The organism is Streptomyces sp. NPDC046870, from assembly GCF_040704595.1.
GTDB classification, from domain to species: domain Bacteria; phylum Actinomycetota; class Actinomycetes; order Streptomycetales; family Streptomycetaceae; genus Streptomyces; species Streptomyces argyrophylli.
In genome coordinates this window covers 324885-350739 of record NZ_JBEYXM010000007.1, presented here as the reverse complement: position 1 = coordinate 350739, position 25855 = coordinate 324885, and the positions used below count along the sequence as shown (strand labels likewise).

Sequence of the window (25855 nt, the reverse complement as noted above, 5' to 3'; positions counted from 1 at the left end):
CCTGCCGCCACGCCTGCCCGGCTCAGCCGGTGTGCACCCGCGGCCGGCGTTCGCGGTCCGGTTCCGCCTCGCGCAGTACCTCGCGGGTGACCGGGGCGACCTCGCCCTGTCCGAAGAGGAAGAAGCGGAGGAAGTTGGCGAACGGACTGCCCTCGGTCCACTCGAAGTAGATGTGCGGGGTGCAGCCGGTGACGTCACGGACGTGCAGCAGCAGGGCGGCGAGCGCGTTCGGGATCGAGGCGGACTCCAGCGTCAGCACCCGGTAGCGGCCGTGCAGCACCTCCCCGCGCACGGTGAGGCCGGCCTCGAACTCCGACGGGTCGGTGACCGTGACCTCGGCGAAGACGAAGTCCTCCTGCTCGGGCATGTCGTTGTCGGCGCGGATCTGCTCGATCTTGTCGCGGTACTCGGCCTTGTCGCGGCGGTCCGGCTCGTTGGCGATGAACCGTATCTTGCGGCTGGCCATGTCCCGGATGAACCGTTCCGCCATGGGGTCCAGCGACACGCTGGTCACCCGCAGCTCGAAGGCACGGGCCAGCCGCGACAGCAGGGAGACCAGCACGATGCCCGCGATGAAACAGGCACCGATCTTCACGCCGTCCGGGCGCTCGATGACGTTCACGACGGTCGTGTAGAGGAACACCACCGAGATCACCGCGAAGGTGATGGTCCAGCCGTGCTGTCCCGCCCTGCGCGCGGCGATGGTCACCGCGATCGCGGCGGAGCTGATCAGCACCAGCACCCCGGTGGCGTAGGCGCCGCCCTGCTTGTCGACGTCGGCGTCGAAGATCCAGGTCACCAGGAAGGCGACGAGGGTGAAGACGATGACCATCGGCCGTACCGCCCGCGCCCAGTGCGGGGCCATGCCGTAGCGGGGCAGGTAGCGCGGCATCAGGTTGAGCAGCCCTGCCATGGCGGAGGCGCCCGCGAACCACAGGATGGCGATCGTCGACACGTCGTAGACCGTGCCGAAGGCGCTGCCGAGGTACTCGTGCGCGAGGTAGGCGAGCGCGCGGCCGTTGGCCTGGCCGCCCGCCCTGAACTCCTTCTCCGGGATCAGCAGCGTGGTGATGAAGCTGGTGGCGATCAGGAAGCAGCTCATGATCAGCGCGGCGGTGGTCAGCAGCTTCCTGGTGTCCCGGATGCGGCCCGCGGGCCGCTCCTCGGTGTCGCCGGCGTCGCCTTTCACGTGCGGCATGACGGCGACACCGGTCTCGAACCCGGACAGGCCCAGGGCGAGCTTGGGGAAGACGATCAGTGCGACGCCGATCATCACGAAGACGTTCCCGTGCTCCGTGGTCAGCGCGCTGCTCCAGTCCGTGATCACGTGTTCGGCGGTCACGACGTGCCACAGGCCGGTGATGACGACGACGAGGTTCAGCCCGAGGTACACGCCCACCAGGACGACCGCGACGCCGATCGCCTCCAGGAAGCCCTTGAGGAAGACCGCGCCGAGCAGGGCCACCAGGAGGAGGGTGATCAGCATCTGCTTGCCCTGCAGGGCCTGCGTCAGATGGGGGTTCTCCACCAGGTGGGTGGAGGCGTCCGCGGCGGACAGCGTGATGGTGATGAGGAAGTCCGTCGCCGCGAAACCCAGCAGCGTGAGCACGAACAGTTTGCCCTGCCAGAAGGACAGCAGCCGCTCCAGCATCGCGATCGAGCCCTCGCCGTGCGGGCTCTCCTGCGCGACCCGGCGGTAGACCGGCAGCGCGCCGGCCAGTGTCACGATGACGAGCACGATGGTCGCGATCGGCGAGAGCAGACCGGCGGCCAGGGCCGCGATGCCGGGCTGGTAGCCGAGGGTGGAGAAGTAGTCGACACCGGTCAGGCACATCACCCGCCACCAGCGCTGCCCCTGGTGCGGGGGCTCCGGCGCGGCGTGGGGTCCGGTGTGGCCACCGCCCTTGCCCATGTCGGACAGGCCCTCCAGCATCCACGCGCGCAGGCGGCTGGTACTGGGAGGGCGCTCGGTCGTGACCATCGGCGTGCTCCTGAAGTGCGGCTCAGCTCTTTGCAGCCATCACGCGGACGGCGGCACCAGCGTAAGCAGAGAGTGACGCCTGGGCCTATGGATCACGGCGCGGGCGGCGTCAAGCTTGCGTTAAGAATGGCCCGCGCGAGGCGGAGCCGCACCAAGAAGGGGAGGCCGGGACGGGTTCGGCCTGGAGCGAGAGGAGCGGGGAGCCGGCGCGCGGCGGCCACCGAGCGTCACTCCAGACCCGACGCCCGGAACACACCGAGGGCCGTCTCGCGGTCCACGCGGCGGGCCAGGTGGCGCAGCGCCGACGTGCCGCACAGCAGGGTGCCGGCGGCCTGCGCGGCGCGGGCCCCCTCGTCCAGCCGGTACCACAGCTCCGGGTTGCGGATCAGGACCTCCGGGTCGATCTCGACCCGGTTGCCGAGGGCGTCGCGCAGCACCAGGCGCCGGGTGACGCCGTCCAGCGGGCGCACCGCGGTCAGCAGATCGGTGCGGACGCGGCGGGTGCGGTACAGGCGCCGGGTGGCCAGCCAGTCCCGGCCGGCGGACACGCGCACCGGGAGCAGCACGAGGAACAGGAGCAGGGCCAGCAGGAGCCACAGGACACCGCGCCACCAGGTCAGCGAGCCGGCGGTCCAGTCGACGCACAGCAGCAGGCCGAACAGCGCGCCGGCACAGCGGGCCGACGTGCGCGCGTCCTTGGTCCAGCCGCGGTCGCGCACCACGGCCTCGGTGCCGGACGGGTGGGTGCCGGTCGGCTGGGGGCGGATGTCGTGGCCGTGCTCCATGGGGGAAACGGTAGTCCGTCGTCGGCGGCCCGGGCCTGCCCTTGACGGTGCTCTGACGGCCACGGGCCGGTTCCTGACGTGATGGCAGCGGGGCCGACGTGACCTCCCGCGCCACGCGCCCGTGCGTGACCGGTCCCCCCGTCACAACCCGCGGGTGTCGATGCGCAGATGCCACGTGTTGCGGCGGTGGACGGCCAGCAGTTCCGATTCCAGCGGGGACGGGGGCACCGCCAGGACCGGGCAGACCGCGTGGGCCAGGCAGTGCCGGGAGACCCGGCCGGAGAAGGCCCGTTGCAGCCCGCGCCGTCCGGCGCCCACCACCAGGACGTCGTCCTCCCGGTTCGCGGTCGCCACCAGCGCCGGGCCGGGGGCACCGCGCACGACGACGGGCTGCATCGGCACACCGGGACCCTCCGCGTCGAAGATCTCCTCGAGCACCGAGGCCAGCCGCTGCTTGGCGAGCCGCTGCCACTCCTCCACCAGCAGTCCGCCGGCGGGGGAGCGCCGCGCGGCGGCGTCACCGCCCGGTGGTTCCCAGGCCAGCACGGGCCAGAGCTGGGCTCGCAGCCGGCGGGCCAGCGCGGCGGCCCGCCGCAGGGCCGTGACGCTGTTCAGGGAGCCGCTCACGCCGACCACCACCCGCGTGGCCGCCGAGGCGTCGTAACCGGACATGACTCAGACTCCACCGTTGCGCACGGGCACCTGAGGGTGACGGCCGTGACACCCGAGGGCGTGCCCGCTGCGAGGTCCTCGCTTCCTTCCATCCCACTCCCGTGCCGGTGATTCGACCAGCCGGGGCGGCGGGACCCCCCGCACGCCTCTTCGGGCATTAGGATTCGGCGCTCATTCGGCACTCACGGCGAAACTTTCGAACGCCTCCAGGAGGCGAACATGCGAACGTACGACAATCCCGTCATCCCGGGTTTCCACCCCGACCCCAGCGTGTGCCGGGTCGGCGACGACTACTACCTGGTGTGTTCCAGCTTCGAGTACTTCCCCGGCGTTCCGCTGTTCCACAGCCGGGACCTGGTGCACTGGCGCCAGATCGGCAACGTGCTCGACCGGCCCGGGCAGTTGGACCTGCCCGACGACGTCCCGGCGTCCGCCGGGATCTACGCGCCGACGCTCCGGCACCACGACGGACTCTTCCACGTCATCACCACCAGCGCGGGCGCCGGCGGGACCTTCCTGGTCACCGCGGAGCGCCCCGAGGGCCCCTGGTCCGACCCGGTGTGGATCGATCTGCCCGGCATCGACCCGGACCTGGCGTGGGACGAGGACGGTTCCTGCTGGGTCGCGATGGCCGGGGTCAGCGTCGCCCGGATCGACCCGCGCACGGGACAGGTGCTGGAGGGGCCGCTGCCGATGTGGTCCGGCACCGGCCTGCGCGACCCGGAGGCCCCGCACCTGTACCGGATCGGCGACTGGTGGTACCTGCTGCTCGCCGAGGGCGGCACCGCCCTGGGGCACGGTGTCTCGGTGGCGCGCGCCCGCTCGCCGCGCGGCCCCTGGGAACCGGCTCCCGGCAACCCCCTGGTGTCCCACCGCGGCACCGGCCTGCCCATCCAGTGCACCGGCCACGGCGACCTGGTGCGGGCGGCCGACGGCACCTGGTGGATGGTGCTGCTCGGCACCCGGCCCCGGGGCTGGTTCCCGGAGTTCCACGTCCTCGGCCGGGAGACCTTCCTGGTCCCGGTGGAGTGGGCCGACGGCTGGCCGCGGACGGGCCCGGTCCGGGAGCGGCACCCGGCGCCGGCCGCCTGGGCACCCGTGGAGCAGCCGCCGGTGCGGGACGACTTCGCGGGCCCAGCGCTCGCACCGCACTGGATATCCCCGCGGCGCCGCCCCGAGGGCTGCTGGTCGCTGACCGAGCGGCCGGGCCGGCTCATCCTGACCGCCACCGGTGACAGCCTCGACCGGCCCGGGCACACCTTCGTCGGCCGCCGCCAGCAGCACCACGACTGCCGGGCGGCGGCATCACTGGAGCCCGGCGCCGCGCGGGCGGGGCTGTCGGTGCGCATGGACGAGGCCCACCACTACGACCTGGAGGTGAGCGGGGGTGTCGCCGCCGTGATCGCGCGGATCGGCCCGCTGCGGCAGCGCGTCGCCGCACACCCGGTGCCGGAGGGCCGGGTCACCCTGACCGTCGAGATCCGCGCCACCCGGGACCCCGGGACGCAGCACGGCCCGGACACGCTCGTCTTCCGCGTCGGCACCGGCGAGGGAACGGTCCGGCTCGCCGAACTCGACGGCCGCTACCTGTCCACGGAGGTGGCCGCCGGCTTCACCGGCCGGGTCATCGGCATGTACGTCACCGAGGGCCGCGCGGCCTTCGACTGGTTCGAGTACGCGCCCACCACGCCGTAGCGGGCCCCTGACGCATGGAGCGTCCCCGAAATTTTCGAAGGGCCTGGGGGCACGTCACCCTGTTCGGGTCAGGTCGGTGTGCCGTGCCCGGGCCGGGTTGCCGTGCCGCCCTCAGGCGGCGGTCATCACCTGCTCCGCTCCGAGCGGGCGGTGCGGGGCGATGACGCGGCCGTCGGGCAGCAGCTCACCCGTGTCCTCGAAGAGCAGGACGCCGTTGCACAGCAGGCTCCACCCCTGCTCCGGGTGGTGCGCCACGAGGCGGGCGGACTCCCGGTCGGCGGACTCGGCTGGCGGGCAGGGCGGCTGGTGCTGGCACATGGGCGGGATCTCTCGCTCTGTCGTGATCATGTCCGTCCCCCGTGATGATGAATCGGTCGGAGACCAGTGTTGTCCTCTGGGCGTCGTTCCGCAGGGATTTCACAGCACCGCTTCTCACAGGTTCAGGACGCGTCACCCGCGCGGACGGTTCAGTCCAACTGCACTGTCCCTTCGGGTGGTTCGCAGTGGCCGGATGGGACTAGTCCGGATGGCTCCGGGCGGCGGAGTGCTCGAAAGACAGTCGTACCCCGCTTCCCTCGCGGGAAGCGGGGTACGCGGGCTTCGGTCAGGCGGGAGAACCGAGCAGCGGGAGAGGAGTCGCCCGTTGGGTCAGCACCGGAAGCAGTTCGGCTACCGGGAAGGGACGGTGGGTCGGGATGCCGGGCGGTGCGGGCGCCAGCGGTACGAGCAGATCGGTGGCGGCGGGGTGGCCCTCGCTGCCGTCGCCGGAGCAGTCGCCGTGCAGCCACAGGGTGAGCATGTACAGCCCGGGGACGGACAACAGTCTTGCCTGGTACGGCTGTTGCAGGGCCTCGGCCTGGTGCAGGGCACGTTCGGTGGAGGCGACGTACGGACCCTCGAAGAAGTGCGAGAAGGCCCAGCCGTCGGGAGTCAGCATGGTCTCGGCCGCGGCCACCGCGCGATCACCGCACCGGATCAGGAAGCGCCAGCCGGCCAGCCGGGTCGCGGACAGGCCTTGCGCGGTGATCCGGTCCAGTACGTGGACGGGCAACGGGAGTTCCGGTGTCGCGGGGCCCTGCGCCGCGCGCAGGGAGGGAGTGCGCGCCTCACGGACCGCGGTGGGGGAACCGAGGGCGGTGAGGACGGAGCGCAGGGCAGGCGCGGGGGCAGGGGGCACGTGCAGCGGCATGTGGGTCGCCTCTCATTCGACAGGCGCGGCGGCGCGAGGAGGGTGGGGCGGACGGCGCTGTCAGCTCACGGAAGGCCGGAGAGGTGGGGGCCCAGGTCGGTGTGGAAGAGAGTGCGGCTCGGTCTGCCGCCCGTCAACGGGGACGGCAGGAACACCGCGGAAACCAGGACCGAGGGCGCCAACCTTCTGCCTTGCGGACGAAGTTTATACGACGTGTGTTCGGCCGGTGTTTCGGCTATCCGTTTCCGGCCGACCGGGCAAGGCGGAATTAGGCCGTGGATTTGCGGAAATCATCCCGATTTCCGGACCGGGTCCCCGTCGCTGACCTCGCCTTACGCACCGGTAACGGTCGGCCGAATGTCGTCGGCGTTTTTCACGAGGCGTCCGGGGCACCCGAAGGTGCGAGCGCGGCATGCCCCGTGAATGTGCCGCCGGGAACATTCCGACAGACTAGCGGGCGGCGGGCCCGCGCGGGACGTTATCGATCGCTTCGGCTGGGCATCATCCCACGTGACCCGGGAGCCAGGCGGCCGGATCGTCGGCCCGCCCATCCGAGGAGGGACACTTCGATGGGGGAGAAGGTCGTGGCAGGGCAGTTCGACCTGTCCGATCGCCAGCGCTACCGTGAAAAGCTCCAGCAGTGCCTGACGGGACTGGAGCGGCTGCTGAGCGAGAAGCGATTCGACCGGCCCAAGAATCTCATGGGAGTCGAGATCGAGTTGAATCTCGCCGGGTCGGACGGTATGCCGAGAATGTTGAACGGGCAGGTACTGGAGCGCATCGCGAGCCGTGACTTCCAAACCGAACTCGCCATGTTCAACCTGGAGGTCAACATAGCCCCACACCGTCTGGGCGGCCGGGTATTCGACCGGCTCGCCGAAGAACTGCGCACGTCGCTCGCCTATGCCGACCGGAAGGCCGGCGAGGTGGACGCGGGCATCGTGATGATCGGCATCCTGCCCACCCTCGACCGGGACGACCTGGTCTCCTCGAACCTCTCCGAGGTCGACCGCTACACGCTCCTCAACGACCAGATCGTCGCCGCGCGCGGAGAGGACTTCCGGCTCGACATCGAGGGCGTGGAGCACCTCGTCTGCACCTCGAAGTCGATCGTGCCCGAGGCCGCGTGCACCTCCCTGCAACTGCACCTTCAGGTCACCCCGGGGCGGTTCGCCGACGTGTGGAACGCGGCCCAGGCGGCCTCCGCCGCGCAGATCGCCGTCGGCGCCAACTCACCGTTCCTCTTCGGGCACGAGCTGTGGCGCGAGTCCCGGCCCCCGCTGTTCCTGCAGTCCACGGACACCCGGCCGCCCGAGCTCCAGGCCCAGGGCGTACGGCCGCGCACCTGGTTCGGCGAGCGGTGGATCACCTCCGCGCACGACCTGTTCGAGGAGAACCTGCGCTACTTCCCGGCCCTGCTGCCGATCTGCGACGACGAGGAGCCGCTGGAGGTCGTCGAGGCCGGCGGGGTGCCCAAGCTCGCCGAACTCGTGCTGCACAACGGCACGATCTACCGCTGGAACCGGCCGGTGTACGGCATCGCCGACGGCGTCCCGCACCTCCGGGTGGAGAACCGGGTGCTGCCGGCCGGGCCCACCATCACCGACGTGATCGCCAACGCGGCCTTCTACTACGGCCTCGTCCGCGCCCTCGCGGAGGAGTCACGGCCGGTGTGGACGCGGTTGCCGTTCGCCGCGGCCGAGGCGAACTTCGACGCGGCGTGCCGGTACGGCATCGACGCGCGCTTCGTCTGGCCCCGGCGGGGGCGGTACGGCGGCACGGGCGAGGTCGACGCGGTCACGCTGGTCCGCGACGAGCTGCTGCCGCTCGCCGCGGCCGGGCTGGACGCGTGGGGTGTGGAGGCCGCCGACCGGGACCTCTACCTGGGCGTGATCGAGGAACGCTGCCGGCGCCGGGTCAACGGGGCGTCCTGGCAGGCGGCCACCTTCCACCGGGCGCTGGAGCAGGGGATGTCACGGCAGGCGGCCCTGGCGGCGACGACGCGGCGGTACGCCGAGCTGATGCACGTGGGGGAGCCGGTGCACACCTGGCCGGTGGGCCTGCCGGAACCGGTACCGCTGGGCTGAGCGCGGGGCTCCGCCGGGCCACCGGGCCGGGTGAGCGCCGCGAGGACCGCCGGGCCGCGCTCCGGGGGTGAGCGCCGGTGCGGCGGAGCCCCGCCGTACAGCCGGCCGGTGGGCTGTCGTGAGGCCGCGCGCGGAGGTGCCCTTCCGGGGCATGCCGCGCCCCCCACAGCCGCTTCTGCGATCCTTGCCAGGCGAAAGGTGGGCGAGGGGCCCGTGAGCCGGCTGGAGGCAGGGGTGCAGGTGGAGGCTGACTCGGTGGCCGATTCCGCGGCGCGGGAGCGCGACCCGCGACGGATACTGCGGGACGAGACGCTGCTCGTGCTCGCACTCTCGCTCGGGGCGAGCGGGGTGTCCGCGCTGATCAGTTTCATCGGCTCGGTCACCAAGCCGGGCGGGCTCAAGGACCAGGCGGCCACCCTCAACGCCTCCGCCGCGCCGGGCCGCCCCTGGCTGGACCTGGCCTGGCAGCTCTTCGGCATCGCCACCGCGCTGGTGCCCGTGGCGCTCGTCGCCCACCTGTTGCTGCGCGAGGGCGCGGGGCTGCGCACGCTCGGCTTCGACCGCACCCGCCCCTGGCCCGACCTCGCCCGGGGTGCCGGCATCGCGGCCGTGATCGGCAGCACCGGCATCGCCTTCTACCTCGCCGCCCGCGGCCTCGGCTTCAACCTCACCGTCGTACCGGAGGCACTGCCGGACGTGTGGTGGAAGTACCCGGTGCTGGTCCTGTCCGCGCTGCAGAACGCGGTCCTCGAGGAGGTCATCGTCGTCGGCTATCTGCTGCGCAGGCTGGGGCAGCTGGGCTGGACCCCGGGGACCGCGCTGGTGGCCAGCGCGGTCCTGCGCGGTTCGTACCACCTCTACCAGGGCGTCGGCGGCTTCCTCGGCAACATGGTCATGGGCGTGGTGTTCGTCTGCTTGTACCGCCGCTGGGGCCGGGTGGGCCCGCTGGTCGTCGCCCACTCCCTGCTCGACATCGGCGCGTTCGTCGGCTACGCCCTGCTCGCGGGGAAGGTGGGCTGGCTGCCGACCGCCTGAGCCGGTTCTCAGGCGCGCAGTTCGCCGTCGACGACCGTCACGGCGAAGCCGGTGAGCAGGGTGCGCTCGCCCCGCAGCCCGGTGCGGACCAGCCCGGTGCGGCGGGAGGCCTGGAGCCCGGTGAGGTCGTCGCGGCCGAGGCGGGCGGACCAGTGCGGGGCGAGCGCGGTGTGGGCGCTGCCGGTCACCGGGTCCTCGTCGATGCCGACGTTCGGGAAGAAGCAGCGGGAGACGAAGTCGTATCCACGGGACGGATCGTCGGCGCGGGCGGTGGCGATGACGCCGCGCGCGGAGTAGGCGCCGAGGGCCCGGTGGTCGGGGGAGAGGGTCAGCACGGTCTTCTCGTCGGCGAGTTCCACCAGCAGGTCGCCGACGTTCGGACCGGTGTCGAAGGCGGCGACCGGCTGCGCCCCGAGCGCTTCGGCGACCCCGGCCGGGACCTCGACCGGGGTGAGCGGGGCGGTCGGGAAGTCGAGGGTGACCGAGCCGTCCGCGCCGGGCGTGGCGATCAGCACGCCGCTGCGGGTGGCGAACCGCACCGGGCCCTCGTGGGCGCCGGTGGTGTGCAGGACGTGGGCCGTGGCGAGGGTGGCGTGGCCGCACATCGCGACCTCGGTGACCGGAGTGAACCAGCGCAGTGCCCAGTCCGCATCGCCGCCCTCGGGCAGCCGGTGCGTGAACGCGGTCTCGGCGTGGTTGACCTCCATGGCGACGTTCTGGAGCCAGTCGTCGTCCGGGAAGACGTCGTCCAGGAGCAGGACTCCTGCCGGGTTGCCGGCGAAGGGGCGGTCGGTGAAGGCGTCGACGATTCGGATGCGCATGGCGCTGACGCTAGCGGCTGCCACGGCCCCCGTACCAAGGCCGATCCGGCGGCCCTGGACTGATTGTCGCCCCGGCCCGCCCGGGAGCGGCAGGCGCGCCCTGGGCGTCGCGTGCCCGCGCGCTCGGCAAGGGGATTGTCATGCGATCGGTTCCGATATATCGTTGAGACATCGCGAACGATATGCGATGCATACGTGACAGATCAACGATGGAATGGAGTGATCGCGATGCGCACCCACGGTTTCGAGCGTGGACACGGGCACGAGGGCCCCGGACGGCGGGGCATGGGCGGATTCGGCGGGTTCGACGGGCGGCGGGCCGCCTTCGGGCCCTTCGGCCCGGGCGGTCCGGGCTTCGGTCCCGGCGGACCCGGTTTCGGTCCCGGTCCCTGGGGGCCGCGCGGACGGGGCGGCCCGCGCGGTCGGGCACGGCGCGGTGACGTGCGCGCCTCGATCCTGGCCCTGCTCAAGGACCGGCCCATGCACGGCTACGAGATGATCCAGGAGATCGCCGAACGCAGCGGCGGCGCCTGGAAGCCCAGCCCCGGTTCGGTCTACCCCACCCTCCAACTGCTGGAGGACGAGGGCCTGATCGCCAGCGAGAGTGAGGGCGGCAAGAAGCTGTTCTCCCTGACCGACAGCGGGCGGGCCGCCGCCGACGAGGGGCCGGACGCCCCCTGGGAGGAGGCCTCGCGCGGAGTCGACTGGGAGGCCCTCGCCGAGATCCGCCAGGCCGGCTTCGGGTTGATGGAGGCCTTCGGCCAGGTGTGGAAGACCGGCACCAAGGAACAGCGCGAGAAGGCGCTCGCCGTCATCAACGACGCCCGCAAGAAGCTGTACCTCATCCTCGCCGACGAGCACTGAGCCCCCTGGGCGCGGCCGCCGGCCGTGGCGCCCCGGGCCGTCCGCGCGGGGCGCCTTCGCCCGGTCGTCGGGCCCTTGCCGCGAATGGCCCACACCGGGCCGGGCCGGGTTCCTCGATGGTCCAGTCGGCCTTCACCGGAACATCCCTGATGTACCGTCAGAAGACGTACGGGAGAGTGCCGTCCGTGCGCGGGAGCGGTCAGATCTCCTCCGCGAGGATGAGATCCGGGCCGGCGATGTCCTCTCCGCGTGGGACGCGAAAATGGTTCCCCTCGTGGATGCCCCGTCCCGGCGCGGCTGATGAGGTGGGGGATGTGCAACCCCGTACAGCCCACCGGGCCGCCGACGACGCGGCGGTTCCGCACCCGGACGGCGCTGCCGGGCTCGGTGCCGAGCTCGCGGCGGTGGTCGCCGCTGCCCGCCGGAGGGCCGTCCGGGACAGGGACCGGCACACCGACACCGCCCATCTGCTGCACGCCCTGCTGGAACAGGACCCCGAGGCCCGCGCCGCCGTCGGGGACCCGCAACGGCTCGCCCGGGTCCTGGGCTACCTGGTGCAGCGCAGCATCGGCTACGGGCTGCGCTGGCAGAGCAGTGTGGAGGACTCCGCCGCGATGCCCCGCGTCCCCGCCCCGGCCGGTCCCGCCGACGCCGCGGCTCCCGCCGGGCCTGCCGACACCGCGCGAAGCGGTCCGGGCAAGGAGGCCGAGGGCTGGTCCCCGGCGGCGTCGGCGGCGCTCGCGGACGCCCGCGCCCGGGCCCGGCGGCGGGGCGCGCCCCACGTCGGAGGGACGGACCTGCTCGCGGCGCTCGCCGCGGACCCTCGGTCCCGGGCGGTCGAGGTCCTCGAACGCGCCGGCGTCCCCGCCCGCGAACTGTCCGCGCGGATCGAGGCGGTTGCGGACGTGCGCACCGACGGCGGCGGGGCCGCCCGCTGAGCCTCAGGTCACCCCTCCAGCCGCCGTCCACCAGCTGAGACAGGTGTCACCAGGGGTGACGCTCCTGTCGTCGCCTGTCATCATGTGCCGGTGCATACGTCTGTGAGCAGTCACGACCGTCCCGGCAAGGGAGGCGGGCTCGGTCTCGCGCTCGGCTCGGCGCTGGCCTTCGGCGGGTCCGGGGTGGCCGCCAAGCCGCTGATCGAGGCGGGACTCGACCCGCTCCACGTGGTGTGGCTGCGGGTGGCGGGCGCCGCCCTGGTGATGCTGCCGCTCGCGGTCCGCCACCGCGCGCTGCCGCGCCGCCGGCCCGCGCTGCTCGCCGGGTTCGGGCTGCTCGCCGTCGCCGGTGTCCAGGCCTGTTACTTCGCCGCGCTCTCCCGCATCCCGGTCGGCGTGGCCCTGCTCGTCGAGTACCTGGCTCCCGCCCTGGTGCTCGGCTGGGTGCGGTTCGTGCAGCGGCGGCCCGTCAGCCGCGCGGCCGCGCTCGGCGTGGTCCTCGCCGCCGGCGGCCTCGCCTGCGTGGTCGAGGTCTGGTCCGGCCTGGGCTTCGACGCGCTGGGCCTCGTGTTCGCGCTCGGCGCCGCCTGCTGCCAGGTCGGCTACTTCGTGCTGTCCGACCAGGGAAGCGACGCGGGTGAAGCGGCGCCGGACCCGCTGGGCGTCATCGCCTACGGGCTGCTGGCCGGCGCCGCCGTGCTGACCGTGGTGGCCCGCCCCTGGGGCATGGACTGGTCGGTGCTGGGCGGCTCCGCGCGCCTGAACGGCACCGCCGTACCCGCGGTCGCCCTGCTCGCCTGGATCGTGCTGGTCGCCACGGTGATCGCGTACGTCACCGGCGTGCTGTCCGTGCGCCGGCTGTCGCCGCAGGTCGCCGGGGTCGTCGCCTGTCTGGAGGCGGTCATCGCGACCGTGCTGGCCTGGGTGCTGCTCGGCGAGCACCTGTCCGCGCCGCAGGTCGCCGGGGGCGCGGTCGTCCTGGTCGGCGCGTTCATCGCGCAGTCCGCCACCCCGGCCAGGGGCCCGTCGGAGCCCGTCACCTCGGGTGGCGCGGAAAGGGAGTTGTCCGCGCGCGGTACGGCCGCCTAGAGTCCGGATCATGGCGCACCACGCACTCGTCCTCTCACCCCCGGCCGCCTGAGGCGGGCCTCCGGGTCCCGCCCGGCGCTTCGCGCGCCGGGCCGGACGGTGCTGCCCGCAGACGAAGTCCGTGCGTCCCGCCCGAGCGGGACGCTCCCGAACTTCCGCACCTCCAGGTGCGCTTCTGCGGAGAGATTGCCTTGTCGACCTTGTCGCACCCCGCTTCAGGCCTGCCCGTCGGGCGTGGCCTGCTCTACCTGATCGTCACCGGTGCCGCCTGGGGCACCGCGGGCGCCGCCGCCTCGCTGGTCTACCGGACCAGCGACATGGGCGCCTTCGCCCTCTCCTTCTGGCGCTGCGCGCTGGGGCTCACCCTGCTGCTGGCCGGCCGGCTGCTGCGCCCGCGCGCCCGCCGTACGGCCCCGGCCCGGTCCGTGCGCCGCACCCTCACCAGGGCGCTGGCCACCGGGCTCGGCCTGGCCGTCTTCCAGACCGCGTACTTCGCGGCCGTGGCGTCGACCGGACTGGCCGTGGCCACCGTCGTCACCCTCGGCGCGGGCCCCGTGCTCATCGCGCTCGGCGCCCGGCTGCTGCTCGGCGAACGGCTGGGCGCAGGCGGTGCCGCGGCGGTCGGCGGCGCGCTCGCCGGGCTGGCCGTGCTCACCTTCGGCGGCTCGGCCACGACCGTACGCCCGGCGGGCGTGCTGCTGGCCCTGGCCTCGGCGGCGGGCTACGCCGTGATGACCCTGCTCACCCGCTGGTGGGGGAGGGACGGCGGCACCGACGCCGCCGGCACCACGGTGGGCGCCTTCGCCGTGACCAGCCTGTTCCTGCTGCCGTTCGCGGTGGGGGAAGGGCTGCTGCCGCACACCGCCCACCCGGCCCCGCTGCTGTGGCTGCTGCTGTACATCGCCGCCGTGCCCACGGCCCTCGCGTACGCGTTCTACTTCGCCGGAGCCGCCGTCGTCCGGTCCGCGACCGTCTCCGTGATCATGCTGTTGGAGCCGGTGACCGCGGCCGTGCTCGCCGTCGTCCTGCTCGGCGAGCGGCTCACGGTGACCACCGCGGCCGGCACGCTGCTGATGCTCGGCGCGGTCGCGGGCCTGGCGGTGGGCGAGGCCCGCGGGGCCGGCCGGCGGGAACCCGCCCCGGTGTGAGCCGCCGCGGCTACAGCGCCGCCAGGTAGTCCGGCAGCTCGACGCCGGGCGCCAGGTCGGCGTTGCGGACCGGAGCCTCGTAGCCCTTGCGGAGCGGGACGACCCCGGCCCAGTGCGGCAGGTCCATGTCCTCGGGCTCGTCGTCGGCGCCGCCGGTGCGGACCTTGGCCGAGACCTCCTCCAGGTCCAGGCGGATGACCGCGGTGGCGGCCAGCTCCTTCTTGTTCCCGGGCCGGGAGTCGGCGGCCCGGCCCGGCACGACGTGGTCGACCAGCGCGTCCAGGGCCAGCCGCCGCTCCTCGGGGTCGGTGACCTCGTGCGCGGTGCCGTGCACCACGACCGAGCGGTAGTTGATCGTGTGGTGGAAGGCGGAGCGGGCCAGCACCAGCCCGTCGACGTGGGTGACCGTCAGGCACACCGGCAGGCCGGGGTCGGCCTGGCCGGTCATCCGCAGCGGCCGTGAGCCGGTCGAGCCGTGCACGTAGAGCCGCTCGCCGACCCTGCCGTACAGCGTCGGCAGCACCACCGGGGCGCCGTCCCGGACGAAGCCGAGGTGGCAGACGTACCCCTCGTCCAGGATCGCGTGGACCAGCTCCTTGTCGTAGGACGCCCGCTCGGCGGAGCGCGTGGGCACGGTCCGGTCGGTCGGTGTGTAGGCGGTGGCCCGCGTGTCCTCGGTCGTGCCCTGCATGTCGTCCCCTCCGGTGGCGGCGGTTTTGCACTAGTGCATAATATCGTTTGTGCTAGGAGAATATCGGATCACCGGGCGCGGCGCAGCCGAGATCGCGGCCGGCGTCGAGCAGGCGGTCGGCGCCGGCGAGCTGCGACCGGGCCAGGCCCTGCCTCCCATGCGGGAGTTGGCGGGCCGGCTGGGAGTGAACGCGAACACCGTGGCCGCCGCCTACCGCATCCTGCGCGAGCGCGGGGTGATCGAGACGGCCGGCCGCCGGGGCAGCCGGGTCCGTCCCAAGCCGGCCACCACCGGCCGCGAGCAGTTGCGCGTGGAGGTGCCCCCCGGAGGCCGCGACCTCTCCACGGGCAATCCCGACCCGGCTCTCCTGCCCCGCCTGGCCCCGGCCCTGGCCGCGGCGGCGGAGCAGGGTGACCGCCGGCCCGTCCGCTACGGCGACGACCCCGTGGACGCGGACCTCGCCCGCCTCGCCCGCTCCGAACTCGACGCCGACGGCGTCCCGGCGGGTCCGCTGACCGTGACCTCCGGCTCCCTCGACGCCATCGAACGCGTCCTCACCGCGCACCTCAAACCCGGCGACACGGTCGCCGTCGAGGACCCGGGCTGGGGCAGCCTCCTCGACCTCGTCCCCGCCCTGGGCCTGCACACGGCGCCGGTCGGCGTGGACGACGACGGACCGCGCGCCGACGACCTGCGCCGCGCCCTGGAGTCCGGCGCCCGCGCCCTGATCGTCACCGACCGGGCCCAGAACCCGACCGGCGCCTCGGTCACCGCCTCGCGCGCGCGTGCCCTGCGCGCGGTGCTGCGGGAGCACCCGGGGACCCTGCTCATCGAGGACGACCACGGCCACGGCATCGTCGACCTGCCGCTGCACCCCCTCGCGGGCGTCACCCGTCACTGGGCCCTCGTCCGCTCCGCCGCCAAGGCCTACGGCCCCGACCTGCGCCTCGCCGTCCTCACCGGGGACCCCGTCACCGTGGACCGGGTCCGCGGCCGCCAGCGTCTGGGCCCCGGCTGGGTGAGCCTCCTCCTGCAACGGGCCGTGGCCCACCTGTGGACCCAGGGCGCCGTCGACCGGACGGCGGTGGCGGAGGCGTACCGGGCCCGCAGGACCGGCCTGGTCGACGCGCTGGCGGAGCGGGGGATCGTCGCGCACGGCCGCAGCGGCATGAACGTCTGGGTCCCGGTCCCCGACGAGACGGGCGCCGTCGCCCGCCTGCTCCACCGGGGCTGGGCGGTCGCCCCGGGCGCCCGCTTCCGCCTGGCCTCGCCACAAGCGGTGCGCATCACGATCTCACCGCTCACCGAGGACGACATCACCCCGCTGGCCGACGCGGTGGCGGCGGCGGTACGCCCGTCCCCGGCCCGTGTCTACGGCTGACGGTGACGGCGGTGACGGAGAAAGGGGCGCGGCGGGCGAGGCCGGACCACGAAGCGCGGAGTCAGGCGGGAGGCACGCGGCTGCGCCCTGCCTGGTGACGGTGGGTCGGCGCGGTTGCGTCGTGCGGGGTTGCGGTGGGTCCGCGCGGTCGGGTCCCGCGGGGTTGCGGTGGGTCCGCGCGGTCGCGCCCTGCTGGGTCATGACAGACCCGTGCCCCCGGGTTTGCCGGCCACGGTTGGTCCACGTCCCCGGGCCCTGCCGGGTCGCGAGGGGTCTGTGCTCCTGCGTCCTGCTGGGTTGCGGTGGGTCCGCGCTGTCGCGCCCTGCTGGGTGATGGCGGGCCCGCGTCCTGGCGCGTCACGGCGTGCCCGTGCCCCCGTGTCCTGCTTGGTCGCGGCGGGTCGGCGCTGTCGCCCGTGCTGGGTCGCGGTGGGTCCGCGCCCCTGCATCCTGTCGCGTCCCGGCGGTCCGCGCTCGCGTGCCTCGTCGCGTTCCGGCGGCCCGTGTCTCCGTGCCCGGCGGGTCCGCGCTCGCGTGCCCCGTCGCGTTCCCGTAGCCCGTGTCCCCGCGCCCGGCGGCGTCCCGGCGGGCTCACGCCCCCTCACCGCGCCGCGTCACAACGGGTCCAAACGCCCCCTCACGCCGCGTCAGAGCGGGCCCGCACCCCCACGCCCCGCCGCGTCACAACGGGTCCAAACGCCCCCTCACCCCGCGTCAGAGCGGGCCCGCACCCCCCGCGCCCCGTCGCCTCACGCCTCCTTGCCCCGCATCTGCGTGAGTGCGGCCCCCGCCAGTACGATCACCGCGCCCACCGGTGTGGTCCACCGGAGGGACTCCCCGAGGATCGCCACGCCCGCGGCCGTGGCGATGACGGGGATGAAGTAGGTGACCATCTGGGCGGTGGTGGGCCCGACCTCGGCGACCAGACCGTACTGGAGCAGCACCGCCAGCCCGGTCCCCAACGCGCCCAGGGCGGCGACGGCCAGCAGCGGAACGACGGCGAAGTGCTCCGGGACGCTGGTGAACAACGGTGTCACCACGGCCAGCTGCACGGTCGCCAGCAGCAACTGGCCCCCGGTCATCGACAGATGGGAGTTCCCCGTCCCGGCAAGCTTCCGCCGTACGTAGATCCAGCCGACCGGGTAGCTCAGCGAGGCCAGCAGGGCCATCGCCGTGCCCGTGGCGTCCAGCCCGTGGAAGCCCTGCCAGGCGCCGAGCACGGTGAGGACGCCCAGGAAGCCCAGGCCGAGCCCGGCGACGCGCACCCGGGTCGGACGGTCCTCGGACAGGGCGACCAGGGACAGGGCCATGCCCCACAGGGGGGACGTGGCGTTGCAGATGCCGGCCAGGGTGGACGGGATCGTCAGCTCGGAGTAGGCGAACAAGGAGAACGGCAGGGCGTTCAGCAGGAACGCGGCGACCGCCATGTGCCCCCACAGGCGCGCCCCGCGCGGCAGCCGCTCCCGCTTGACCGCCATCGCCGCCACCAGTACCGCCGTACCGAACACCAGCCGTCCGAGCGTGACCTGGAAGGGCGCGTACCCGCCGGTCCCGACCTTGATCAACAGGAAGCTGAAGCCCCAGATCAGGGACAGGACGCCGAAGCGGAGCCGCCAGTCGAGGCGGGCGCGCGGCCTGGAGGGGGCGGGGGACTGGGACCTGGTTCGGGTCGATGCGGTGACCGTGCTCATGGGCTCTACGATGCTGGAGGCAACCTCTTAGCACAATCGAGATTTCTCACCTGGTACCTCTTAGAATCGCTTACATGTTGAACCTGGAGCGCCTGCGGACCCTCGACGCCCTGGCCCGGCACGGCTCGGTCAGCGCCGCCGCCGACGCGCTGCACGTCACCACGTCAGCGGTCTCGCAGCAGCTCGGCAAGCTGGAGCGGGAGGTCGGTCAGCAGCTGCTCGCCAAGAACGGCCGGGGCGTACGGCTCACGGACGCCGGCCGGCTGCTGTCGGAGCACGCGGCGCGCATCCTGTCGCAGGTCGAGCTGGCCCGGTCCGACCTGGAGGCGCACCGCGGCCAGGTCGTCGGCGAACTGAGGCTGTCGGCGTTCCCGACCGCCGCCCGGGGTCTGTTCCCCGCCGCGCTCGGCGCTCTGCGCGTCGAGCACCCGGGACTGCGCGTGCGCTCCAGCGAGCTGGAGCCGGAAGCGGGCATCGCCGGGGTCGTGCGCGGCGATCTCGACCTCGCGGTGGTCCTCGACTGGTACAACAAGCCGATGCCCGTGCCCGACGGCCTGGTCAAGGCGCCCCTGCTGGACGACCCGGCCGAGGTCGCCATGCCCGCGACGCACCGGCTCGCGGACCGGGACGAGGTGGACCTCACCGAGTTCGCCGAGGACGAGTGGATCACCTGGGGCGAGGGCGAGTTCTGCCACGAGTGGCTGATGTTCACCCTGCGGTCCAAGGGCGTCGAGCCGATCGTCGGCCACCGCGCGGGCGAGACCCACACCCAGCTCGGGCTCGTCGCGGCCGGGCTGGGCGTGTGCATCGCGCCGCTGCTGGGCCGGCACCCGGTGCCCGAGGGTGTGGTCCTGGTGCCGCTCAGGCAGCGCGTGCGCCGCCATGTGTACGTGGTCTGGCGGGCGGACGCCGACCGCCGCCCCTCCATCCGCGCGGCCGTCGAGGCACTGCGGACGGCGGCCCGGAAACTGGGCTGAGCGTCACGGTCCCGGCTACGCCCCGCCCAGCTTCCGGAAGTCCCACGACACCAGCTTGTCCGGGGTCAGCCGGGCCCAGGCGTGCCGGCCGTCGTGCGGCATCTCGTCCAGGCCGAAGTTCTTGCGGGCGAACAGCGTCTCGGCCGTGTCCAGTTCGGCGCACAGTTCACCCCGGCGCGGCACCTCGCCGACGAACTCCACCCGGCCGGACAGCTCGACGCCGCGCAACTGGTCGTACTCCTCGCCGGAGTCCACCACGACAGCCACCCGGGGGTCGCGGCGCAACTGCGCCCAGCGCCGGCTGCGCACCACCGAGTACAGCCACAGCGACGTGCCGTCCCAGGCGAACCACAGCGCGCTGACGTGCGGCGCGCCGTCGGCCGATACGGTCGCCACCCGGCAGGTGCGCTGGGCGGTGAGGAACTCGTCCAGCTCACCGGGCGTCATCATGATCTTCCGGCCCCGGCGCTGCTGTGCGACGGTCATGCGGCCCCCTCTTCTCCCACGTCGTGTCAGAAAGTCATACCGATGTTCTGACCTCACGTCAGAAAAGAGACGCCGTCAATCCTCAAGGGAACACGGCCCTACCGTGAGACCGGTGTGCAGGTGATCGACGCGGTCGCCGACGGCCGGGGTGCGAACCGCGACGCACGCCCGTTCCAGGCCGCCGAACCGGCGGCACGGAGGTCCGCGTGCCCCCCGATCCGGGCAGCTCGCCGCCGTCCGCCACCATGGCGACCAGTGCGAGGCTCCTTCGGGAGGGCACGCGGAGGGCGTCGAGCCCGCTCAGGCCAGTGTGATCTCGTCGCCGGAGACGGTGATCTTCGCCGCGGGCAGCGGCTGCGTCGCGGGCCCCTTCTTCACGCTGCCGTCCGTCACGGAGAACTCGCTGTGGTGGCACGGGCAGACGATCACGCCGTTCGCCACGCTGCCCACCGCGCAGCCCTGATGGGTGCACTTGGACGAGAACGCCTTGTAGGTGCCGGCCGACGGCTGGGTGACCACGACGCCCTGGTCCTTGAAGATCTTGCCGCCGCCCTCCGGGATGTCGGCGGTGCTGGCCAGCGCGGTGCGACCGGCGGTGTCGGCGCCCTCCTGCGCGGAACCGCCCGACCCCGAGCCGGTGTCGGCGGTGGCGGACGAGCCGTCGTCCGAACCGCAGGCGGTCAGCGCGGCGGCGAGCCCCGCCGCTCCGGCCGCCGCCATGACGGTACGGCGGGCCGGTCCCACAGCGGGGTGCTGGGATGGGCTGGTCATCTGGGGGTTCCCTTCCGCGGAGCTTCTCCTGGTCCGTCATGGGGTACGGCCGGCGGACGGCGACCGTTCAGACGGGTACCCGGATCCTTGCAGCCCGGTGATGAAGGGACCGTGAGGCACGGCTGTGGGTCGCCCGTTCCAGGGCCCTCGGGAGGCACCCCGAGGGCCGGGAGCGGGAGAGTCGGGTCAGGACGGGGGCCGCAGAACCGCGTCGATGACGTAGATGGTGGCGTTGGCGGCCTTGATGTTGCCGCAGACGATGTTCGCCTTGCCGTTGACCTTGAAGTGGGTGCCCGAGCCCGACGTCGTCAGCTTGCCGCCCTCCACCGTCGTGAAGGAGCCCTTGGAGAGTTGCTCCGGGGTGATCCGGTGGCCGACCACGTGGTAGCCCAGCACCTTCTTCAGCTGCCCCTCGTTCTTCAGCAGCGCGGCGAGCTGCGAGACGGACACCTTCTTGAAGGCCTGGTTGTCGGGGGCGAAGACGGTGATGTCGGGCTTGCCGTCGAGAGCGCTGTTCAGCCTCGCCCGGACCGTCGCCGCCACCAGCTGACTGAGCTCCGGGTAGGCGGCCGCCGCCTCCACGACCTTGTCCCTGGCCGTACCGGCCTTCTGGGAGAGCGACGAGCAGCCGGGACCGAACGTTCCCGACGGGCTGGGGGACGCCTCCTGGGCGTGGCTCTGCGACGCCAGACCTCCGAGCGCGAGCGGAACGGCGACCAGAGCCGCCCCGGTGGCCCTCGCTGTACGCATGCGGGTGAACCTCATCGCGACTTCCTCCCGTGGAGGTGCGAGCACCGTGACGGTGCGGACCGCGGAACTCCTCGGTTCCGCCGGGCGGGGTGGGACGCGTGCCGCGCCGGGCCATGGGCCGTTCCACCCGGCCACTCAGCGAGCGTAACCAGCAGGCGCTGATGACCGCATCTCGAAGGACGGGCCCGTGACCGCCCCCCGCTCGCGGGAACACGCCGGATACACGCCGGTCGCGGCCGTGCACCGTGCCGTACGAACTGCGGTCTTCCGCCGGGCCGTCGGGGACTTCCCCCACTCGACCGACCGCGTGCCCGTCTGCGGGCACAACGGGTGACGCGCGCGGCGTGGACCGCCGTACCCGCCCCCGCAAGCCGTTGACTGAGAGGTGTGATCAGGCTTGGTACGGCGCTCGCAGGCATCGGCGGAGCCCTCGGCGGAGGCTTCCTCGGGGCGACGGCCCACTACGTGGTCAGGACCCTGGGACAGCGCCACAGAGACGAGCAGTCGGGGTTGCAGGCCCAGCGGCAGGCCGTCCACAGGCAGTTCAGGCAGGTGTGCGCGGCGAGGGACTGGGTGGCCGCGCTGCCGGAGACGACCGGCCCGGCGGACTCACCCGGGCACCGCCACCGGATCAGGGCGGAAGCGGCCCGGCACGGCGAGGAGTGCCACGCCGTGTGGGACACCGCCCAGGTGGACATCGACAGTGGCGAGGTGCGCGCGGCGATGGCCGCCCTCGACCGGGAAGCCGCGACCGTCCTGGGCCGGGTGGCGAAGGGCGACTCCTCCCCGGATCTGAGCGGGCTTCAGCAGCGTCTCGACGAACTGGCGGCAGCAGCGAAGCACCGGCTGACCACCCGTCTCAGCGAGCGGTCCTACCAACTCACACGCCTGCGCAGGGGCGGCGAGGCCGGCGGCGACCACGAGCCCCGGCGATCCGGAAGGGTAAGCTGAAGCGGAAGGGCGCCGTCCGCACTGTCCGCCGGCGCTCGTCACAGCCGGCGCCGGGGAGCCCTCGGTCCCGGCTGCGCCCAGGGCAGTTCTCCCCTTCCCGCGTCGTCCACCGGGCGGCGACCGAGGTGGTGAGGAGCATGGCCGTACCGGGCGGGACCGGACGGGCGCCGGACCCACCACACGCCGATCCCCGAGGGGACCCGTTCCTGCGGACGCAGTTCGCCGTACCGGCGCGTCCCGTGACGTACCTTCGGCGGGACCGGCTGGTCGTCCACCTCGACGAGGCCCTCCTGACCCCGCTGACGGTGGTCCACGGAGCCGCCGGAGCGGGCAAGACCCTGCTGGCCGCCGACTGGGCCTCGACCCGGCACGAGCCCGTCGCCTGGCTCACCGCCCAGGTGGCGGACAGGGGAGGCGGCACCTTCTGGGCGTACGTGCTGGAGGCCCTGCGCCTCGCCGGCGTGCCGACGTCCGCCGGCATCGGCCTCCCCGCCTCAGCGGGCCGCGCGGACGACAGGCTGCTCACGCGGCTCGCCGCCGAACTGGGCACCAGGAACACCCCGGTGATCCTCGTCATCGACGAATACGACCGGGTGACCGACCCGGAGATCGCGGACCAGCTGGAATTCGTCCTCCACCAGGCGGGCCACGGCATGCGCCTGGTCCTCGTCACGCGCACCGAGCCCCTCCTGCCTCTGCACCGCTACCGGGTGGCCGGCACCATCACGGAGATCAGGAACGCCGAGCTGGCCCTGACCCCCGACGAGGCCGCCGCCCTGCTGGCGCTGCACGGCCTGCGTCTGCCGGCCGACGACGTGGGCGCCCTGGTGGAGCGCACCCGTGGCTGGGCAGCCGGGCTGCGGCTGTGCGCCCTGGCCGCGCGGGGGGAGACGGATCCGCGGACGTTCCTCAAGGAGTTCGAGGCCGACCGCACCACGATCGCCGACTTCCTCCTCGCCGAGGTGCTCAAACGGCAGCCGGCCGGGACGCAGGACCTGCTGCTGCGGGTCAGCGTCCTCGAACGCTTCTGCCCCGACCTCGCCAACGCCCTCACCGGACGCACCGACGCCGAACGCGTCCTGACCGCCCTGCACGGCCAGAACGCCTTCGTCGAGTACCTCGGGCACGCCTGGTTCCGTCTCCACCCGCTGTTCGGCGAGATCCTCCGCGCCCACCTGCGGGTGCGCTCCCCGGGGCTGGAAGCCGAGCTGCACCGCCGCGCGGCACGCTGGCTGCGGCGCTCGGGCTCCCTCGGCGAAGCGCTCGGCCACGCGGCCGCCGCGGACGACTGGGAGACCGCCGCCGGCGCGCTCGTCGGCGACCTCGCCCTGGGGGAGCTCTTCACCGGCCTGCACTCCGGCGATCTGGCCCAGCTGTTCTCCCGTATGGGGCCCGAGCCCACCGGTCCGGCCCCGGACCTCGTCCGCGCGGCCTGCGCGCTGTCCCGCTGCGAGGTCGCGCGGGGCTCCTCCCGCCTGCGACGGGCGGTACAGATCCTGGCGGCGCAGGACGGAACCGCGGAGGGTGATCCGGCCGACCTGGCAGCGACCCGGCTGAGCTGCGCCTTGCTGGAGACTCTGGTGGCGCGCCTGACGGGGGCGCCGGGACGGGCGGAGCGGGCGGCACGGTTCGCCGAGCAGGTGCGGCGCGAAGTGCCGGGCACGCTCCTCGAGGCGCACCCCGAGCTGATGGCGCTCCTGCTCACCCACCTCGGCTCGGCACGACTGTGGGCAGGCCGTGTCCGGGCCGCCCGAGCCGCCCTGACCACGGTGGTCGACTCCGGCGGGACGGGAGCGACGGCACAGGCGCGCCGGGAGTGCCTGGGCCACCTGGCCCTGATCGACTATCTGCGGGGCTGGCCGGGCAGAGCCGAGCGCACGGCGTCGGCCACGGTCACCCCGGCGCACCCGGGCGGCCCGCCCCCCGCCCCCGGGCCGGGGCTGGCATCGCTGGTCCTGGCCGCGGTGGCCGTCGAACGCGACGAGCTGGACCGGGCCGAGGCGCTCCTGGACGCGGCGGTGGACGCGCGGCATCCGCCGCCGGACCCGGTGACGCAAGCGGGGCGGGCCATCGTCGCCGGACGGATCCTGCTGGCCCGCGGCGACACGCAGGCCGCGCTCGAAGCGGCGGACCGGGCCGTCGTGGCCGACGTGGCGTCCCCGTGGGCCGAAGCGCACACGGCGTCCGTGGCCGCCGCCGCCCACCTCGCCGAGAACCGGCCGGAGACGGCCCTCAAGCTGCTGCGCGACGTGCCCGGTGACGAGCCGGTGTGCCTCGTGGGGGCCGCGCAGGCGGAACTGGCCGCGGGCAGACCCGAGGCCGCGGCCGAACTGCTCGACAGACTGCGGCCACAGGCCGACATCGGCCCCGCCGTCACCGTACGGGCCGCACTGGTCGGAGCCCGCCTGGCAGGCGAGCAGGGAGACCACGCCGCCCAGCGGAGTCTCCTCTCGCGGGCGCTGCGCGAAGCCCGCCGCGAGCGGCTGCGGCGCCCCTTCGTGGACGCCGGGCCGTGGCTGCGTACGCTGCCGCCGGATGCGCCGGCCGAGGGCCGGCCTCCCGCGCCCCCGCGACGCGCCGCCCCGGCGTGCGGTGGGCAGCGAGCGGCGCCGCCGGTGGTCGAGGAGCTGAGCGGACGGGAGCGCGACGTCGTCCGCCGGCTGGCGCAGATGATGTCCACCGAGGAGATCGCCGCCGACCTGTACGTGTCGGTGAACACGGTCAAGACCCACCTCAAGAGTGCCTACCGGAAGCTGGCCGTCAGCCGGCGTCACGACGCGGTGCGCCGCGCGCGGGAACTCGGACTCCTGTGACGGCACGCCCGTGAGCGGGCGCGCCGGACCGGTGCGGTCGTACCGCCCCGGCGGCAGGCGGTATCACCTCCCACGGGCGAAGCGGTGCGACGCACGGAGCCGGAGGATCGCACGGACGGGGTCGGGCAGCCCCCTCGGGGAGACGTGGGGAGAGCAGCTCATGCGCTACGAGATTCGCGTCGACGGACGGATGACCGAGACGCTGGTCAAGGCGTTCCCCGAGCTGGACCACGTGCTGATGGCCGGTCAGACCATCCTTTTCGGAGCGGTCGTCGACGAGGCACAGCTGTACGGGCTGCTGGCCCGCTGCCAGTCACTGGGGCTGAGGGTGCTGGAGATGCGCCAGACGCCGTCCTGATCCGGGCACCGCTCACTGGGGCGTGTCCCGCCCCTGGCGCCGGAGACCGGCGCGGACCGCGGCCCCCAGCACCCGTACGGCAAGCCCCACGATCAGCAGGGTGCAGGTCATCTGGCACATCACCAGCACCCGCCCGGTCTGCGAGCGCGCGACGATGTCGCCGAAGCCGACGGTGGTGAACGTGGTGAAGGTGAAGTACAGCGCGTCGGTTCTGCTCAGGGGCTCGTTGAAGGACCCGGGCACAGCGAGTTCGAGCAGGTAGTAGCCGCTCGCGAAGAGGACGAGGTACAGCGCCACGGTGGCGGCCACGGCCTCGGCGGCCTTCAGCCGCGGCCAGGGTGAGCGCTTGATGAGCCACAGCTCCCAGCCGAAGAACAGGCCGGTCGCCAGCAGCCCACCGGCGAGGGCCAGGGCGGTGAGGTCCTCTCCGTGCCAGTCCAGCGGCAGCAGGTAGTAGGCGGTGACGAGGCCGGCCGCGACAGCGGCAGTGCGGGCGGCCGAGACGGCCATGGCCCAGGGGCCCGGCCCGCGGGAGCGTGCGGTTCCCCCGGGCGGGGCCGGCTGCCTGCCGGGAGCCACTGGATCGGTCATCTGGTGCCTCTTCGTCCGCTCCGCCACGGGCCGGCCGGCGGCCCACCGCACCTACCCCATCGTCGCGGTCCGCCGCACGGATCACCCGCTG

The 25855-nt window shown here is 73.5% G+C and carries 25 protein-coding genes; 13 read left to right on the top strand and 12 right to left on the bottom strand.

Features of this window, described 5'->3' with window-relative positions; all coding sequences use genetic code 11:
- Positions 1-22: 22 nt before the first annotated feature.
- From AB0946_RS19160 to AB0946_RS19150, 3 genes are all read right to left on the bottom strand, one after another.
- Positions 23-1981, bottom strand: a complete 1959-nt coding sequence (locus AB0946_RS19160) for an amino acid transporter (RefSeq protein ID WP_366761765.1) — start codon at positions 1979-1981, stop codon at positions 23-25.
- A 227-nt stretch (positions 1982-2208) separates the two neighbouring features.
- Positions 2209-2766: a hypothetical protein gene (locus AB0946_RS19155; protein WP_366761764.1), complete on the bottom strand. Its 558-nt coding sequence runs from the start codon at positions 2764-2766 to the stop codon at positions 2209-2211.
- Between the two features lie 141 nt (positions 2767-2907).
- Entirely contained in the window at positions 2908-3438 is a 531-nt protein-coding gene (locus AB0946_RS19150) for a universal stress protein (RefSeq protein WP_366761763.1), read from the bottom strand.
- Positions 3439-3657: 219 nt separating this feature from the next.
- Here AB0946_RS19150 and AB0946_RS19145 point away from each other — a divergent pair, with 219 nt between their 5' ends.
- The gene (locus AB0946_RS19145) at positions 3658-5133 is read left to right on the top strand and encodes a glycoside hydrolase family 43 protein (protein WP_366761762.1); all 1476 of its coding nucleotides are present in this window, start codon (positions 3658-3660) and stop codon (positions 5131-5133) included.
- A gap of 111 nt (positions 5134-5244) precedes the next feature.
- Here AB0946_RS19145 and AB0946_RS19140 read toward each other — a convergent pair whose 3' ends face one another.
- Both AB0946_RS19140 and AB0946_RS19135 read right to left on the bottom strand, forming a co-directional pair.
- Positions 5245-5451, bottom strand: coding sequence for a DUF5999 family protein (locus AB0946_RS19140; protein ID WP_041665012.1), 207 nt, complete (start codon positions 5449-5451; stop codon positions 5245-5247).
- 286 nt (positions 5452-5737) lie between these two features.
- Positions 5738-6322, bottom strand: coding sequence for a hypothetical protein (locus AB0946_RS19135; RefSeq protein WP_366761761.1), 585 nt, complete (start codon positions 6320-6322; stop codon positions 5738-5740).
- A gap of 569 nt (positions 6323-6891) precedes the next feature.
- Between AB0946_RS19135 and AB0946_RS19130 the strand changes: the two genes are divergently transcribed.
- On the top strand, positions 6892-8409 hold the full coding sequence (locus tag AB0946_RS19130) for a glutamate--cysteine ligase (RefSeq protein WP_366761760.1): 1518 nt from the start codon (positions 6892-6894) through the stop codon (positions 8407-8409).
- A 234-nt stretch (positions 8410-8643) separates the two neighbouring features.
- On the top strand, positions 8644-9444 hold the full coding sequence (locus AB0946_RS19125; protein WP_366761787.1) for a type II CAAX endopeptidase family protein: 801 nt from the start codon (positions 8644-8646) through the stop codon (positions 9442-9444).
- An 8-nt stretch (positions 9445-9452) separates the two neighbouring features.
- On the opposite strand, the gene AB0946_RS19120 is transcribed toward AB0946_RS19125, so the two are convergent.
- The gene (locus tag AB0946_RS19120) at positions 9453-10265 is read right to left on the bottom strand and encodes a PhzF family phenazine biosynthesis protein (RefSeq protein WP_366761759.1); all 813 of its coding nucleotides are present in this window, start codon (positions 10263-10265) and stop codon (positions 9453-9455) included.
- Positions 10266-10493: 228 nt separating this feature from the next.
- Here AB0946_RS19120 and AB0946_RS19115 point away from each other — a divergent pair, with 228 nt between their 5' ends.
- The 4 genes from AB0946_RS19115 (at position 10494) to AB0946_RS19100 (ending at position 14304) form a co-directional block, all read left to right on the top strand.
- Positions 10494-11129 (top strand): PadR family transcriptional regulator, encoded by a 636-nt coding sequence (locus tag AB0946_RS19115; protein WP_366761758.1) that lies wholly within the window; start codon positions 10494-10496, stop codon positions 11127-11129.
- A gap of 305 nt (positions 11130-11434) precedes the next feature.
- Positions 11435-12067 carry a Clp protease N-terminal domain-containing protein gene (locus AB0946_RS19110; protein ID WP_366761757.1) on the top strand — a complete coding sequence of 211 codons (633 nt, stop codon included), beginning with the start codon at positions 11435-11437 and terminating at the stop codon, positions 12065-12067.
- Between the two features lie 84 nt (positions 12068-12151).
- The gene (locus tag AB0946_RS19105; RefSeq protein ID WP_366761756.1) at positions 12152-13156 is read left to right on the top strand and encodes an EamA family transporter; all 1005 of its coding nucleotides are present in this window, start codon (positions 12152-12154) and stop codon (positions 13154-13156) included.
- Between the two features lie 200 nt (positions 13157-13356).
- On the top strand, positions 13357-14304 hold the full coding sequence (locus AB0946_RS19100) for an EamA family transporter (RefSeq protein WP_366761786.1): 948 nt from the start codon (positions 13357-13359) through the stop codon (positions 14302-14304).
- Between the two features lie 10 nt (positions 14305-14314).
- Here AB0946_RS19100 and AB0946_RS19095 read toward each other — a convergent pair whose 3' ends face one another.
- On the bottom strand, positions 14315-14995 hold the full coding sequence (locus AB0946_RS19095) for a pyridoxamine 5'-phosphate oxidase family protein (protein WP_366761755.1): 681 nt from the start codon (positions 14993-14995) through the stop codon (positions 14315-14317).
- A gap of 49 nt (positions 14996-15044) precedes the next feature.
- Between AB0946_RS19095 and AB0946_RS19090 the strand changes: the two genes are divergently transcribed.
- Entirely contained in the window at positions 15045-16376 is a 1332-nt protein-coding gene (locus AB0946_RS19090; protein WP_366761754.1) for an aminotransferase class I/II-fold pyridoxal phosphate-dependent enzyme, read from the top strand.
- A gap of 749 nt (positions 16377-17125) precedes the next feature.
- Here AB0946_RS19090 and AB0946_RS19085 read toward each other — a convergent pair.
- The gene (locus AB0946_RS19085) at positions 17126-18067 is read right to left on the bottom strand and encodes a DMT family transporter (protein ID WP_366761753.1); all 942 of its coding nucleotides are present in this window, start codon (positions 18065-18067) and stop codon (positions 17126-17128) included.
- A 74-nt stretch (positions 18068-18141) separates the two neighbouring features.
- Here AB0946_RS19085 and AB0946_RS19080 point away from each other — a divergent pair, with 74 nt between their 5' ends.
- Positions 18142-19044 carry a LysR family transcriptional regulator gene (locus tag AB0946_RS19080; RefSeq protein WP_366761752.1) on the top strand — a complete coding sequence of 301 codons (903 nt, stop codon included), beginning with the start codon at positions 18142-18144 and terminating at the stop codon, positions 19042-19044.
- Positions 19045-19059: 15 nt separating this feature from the next.
- On the opposite strand, the gene AB0946_RS19075 is transcribed toward AB0946_RS19080, so the two are convergent.
- From AB0946_RS19075 to AB0946_RS19065, 3 genes are all read right to left on the bottom strand, one after another.
- On the bottom strand, positions 19060-19530 hold the full coding sequence (locus tag AB0946_RS19075; protein ID WP_366761751.1) for a pyridoxamine 5'-phosphate oxidase family protein: 471 nt from the start codon (positions 19528-19530) through the stop codon (positions 19060-19062).
- 300 nt (positions 19531-19830) lie between these two features.
- Positions 19831-20301: a Rieske (2Fe-2S) protein gene (locus AB0946_RS19070; RefSeq protein WP_366761750.1), complete on the bottom strand. Its 471-nt coding sequence runs from the start codon at positions 20299-20301 to the stop codon at positions 19831-19833.
- Between the two features lie 186 nt (positions 20302-20487).
- Positions 20488-21051, bottom strand: a complete 564-nt coding sequence (locus tag AB0946_RS19065; RefSeq protein ID WP_366761749.1) for a fasciclin domain-containing protein — start codon at positions 21049-21051, stop codon at positions 20488-20490.
- A gap of 187 nt (positions 21052-21238) precedes the next feature.
- Here AB0946_RS19065 and AB0946_RS19060 point away from each other — a divergent pair, with 187 nt between their 5' ends.
- The 4 genes from AB0946_RS19060 (at position 21239) to AB0946_RS19045 (ending at position 25173) form a co-directional block, all read left to right on the top strand.
- Entirely contained in the window at positions 21239-21385 is a 147-nt protein-coding gene (locus tag AB0946_RS19060) for a hypothetical protein (RefSeq protein WP_366761748.1), read from the top strand.
- A 53-nt stretch (positions 21386-21438) separates the two neighbouring features.
- The gene (locus AB0946_RS19055; RefSeq protein WP_366761747.1) at positions 21439-22002 is read left to right on the top strand and encodes a hypothetical protein; all 564 of its coding nucleotides are present in this window, start codon (positions 21439-21441) and stop codon (positions 22000-22002) included.
- 239 nt (positions 22003-22241) lie between these two features.
- Complete coding sequence (locus tag AB0946_RS19050; RefSeq protein ID WP_366761746.1) at positions 22242-24815, top strand: LuxR C-terminal-related transcriptional regulator; 2574 nt, start codon at positions 22242-22244, stop codon at positions 24813-24815.
- 160 nt (positions 24816-24975) lie between these two features.
- Positions 24976-25173, top strand: a complete 198-nt coding sequence (locus AB0946_RS19045) for a hypothetical protein (RefSeq protein ID WP_225810976.1) — start codon at positions 24976-24978, stop codon at positions 25171-25173.
- Positions 25174-25185: 12 nt separating this feature from the next.
- Here the strand turns inward: AB0946_RS19045 and AB0946_RS19040 are convergent, their stop codons facing one another.
- A complete protein-coding gene (locus AB0946_RS19040) occupies positions 25186-25764 on the bottom strand; it encodes a potassium channel family protein (protein WP_366761745.1) in 579 nt (192 codons plus the stop codon).
- Positions 25765-25855: the final 91 nt, after the last annotated feature.

Bases quoted from the DNA above. Each gene is read 5' to 3' on its own strand.
- AB0946_RS19160 (WP_366761765.1), bottom strand. From the start codon at position 1,981: ATGGTCACGACCGAGCGCCCTCCCAGTACCAGCCGCCTGCGCGCGTGG.
- AB0946_RS19155 (WP_366761764.1), bottom strand. From the start codon at position 2,766: ATGGAGCACGGCCACGACATCCGCCCCCAGCCGACCGGCACCCACCCG.
- AB0946_RS19150 (WP_366761763.1), bottom strand. From the start codon at position 3,438: ATGTCCGGTTACGACGCCTCGGCGGCCACGCGGGTGGTGGTCGGCGTG.
- AB0946_RS19145 (WP_366761762.1), top strand. From the start codon at position 3,658: ATGCGAACGTACGACAATCCCGTCATCCCGGGTTTCCACCCCGACCCC.
- AB0946_RS19140 (WP_041665012.1), bottom strand. From the start codon at position 5,451: ATGTGCCAGCACCAGCCGCCCTGCCCGCCAGCCGAGTCCGCCGACCGG.
- AB0946_RS19135 (WP_366761761.1), bottom strand. From the start codon at position 6,322: ATGCCGCTGCACGTGCCCCCTGCCCCCGCGCCTGCCCTGCGCTCCGTC.
- AB0946_RS19130 (WP_366761760.1), top strand. From the start codon at position 6,892: ATGGGGGAGAAGGTCGTGGCAGGGCAGTTCGACCTGTCCGATCGCCAG.
- AB0946_RS19120 (WP_366761759.1), bottom strand. From the start codon at position 10,265: ATGCGCATCCGAATCGTCGACGCCTTCACCGACCGCCCCTTCGCCGGC.
- AB0946_RS19115 (WP_366761758.1), top strand. From the start codon at position 10,494: ATGCGCACCCACGGTTTCGAGCGTGGACACGGGCACGAGGGCCCCGGA.
- AB0946_RS19095 (WP_366761755.1), bottom strand. From the start codon at position 14,995: ATGCAGGGCACGACCGAGGACACGCGGGCCACCGCCTACACACCGACC.
- AB0946_RS19085 (WP_366761753.1), bottom strand. From the start codon at position 18,067: ATGAGCACGGTCACCGCATCGACCCGAACCAGGTCCCAGTCCCCCGCC.
- AB0946_RS19080 (WP_366761752.1), top strand. From the start codon at position 18,142: ATGTTGAACCTGGAGCGCCTGCGGACCCTCGACGCCCTGGCCCGGCAC.
- AB0946_RS19075 (WP_366761751.1), bottom strand. From the start codon at position 19,530: ATGACCGTCGCACAGCAGCGCCGGGGCCGGAAGATCATGATGACGCCC.
- AB0946_RS19070 (WP_366761750.1), bottom strand. From the start codon at position 20,301: ATGACCAGCCCATCCCAGCACCCCGCTGTGGGACCGGCCCGCCGTACC.
- AB0946_RS19065 (WP_366761749.1), bottom strand. From the start codon at position 21,051: ATGCGTACAGCGAGGGCCACCGGGGCGGCTCTGGTCGCCGTTCCGCTC.
- AB0946_RS19045 (WP_225810976.1), top strand. From the start codon at position 24,976: ATGCGCTACGAGATTCGCGTCGACGGACGGATGACCGAGACGCTGGTC.
- AB0946_RS19040 (WP_366761745.1), bottom strand. From the start codon at position 25,764: ATGACCGATCCAGTGGCTCCCGGCAGGCAGCCGGCCCCGCCCGGGGGA.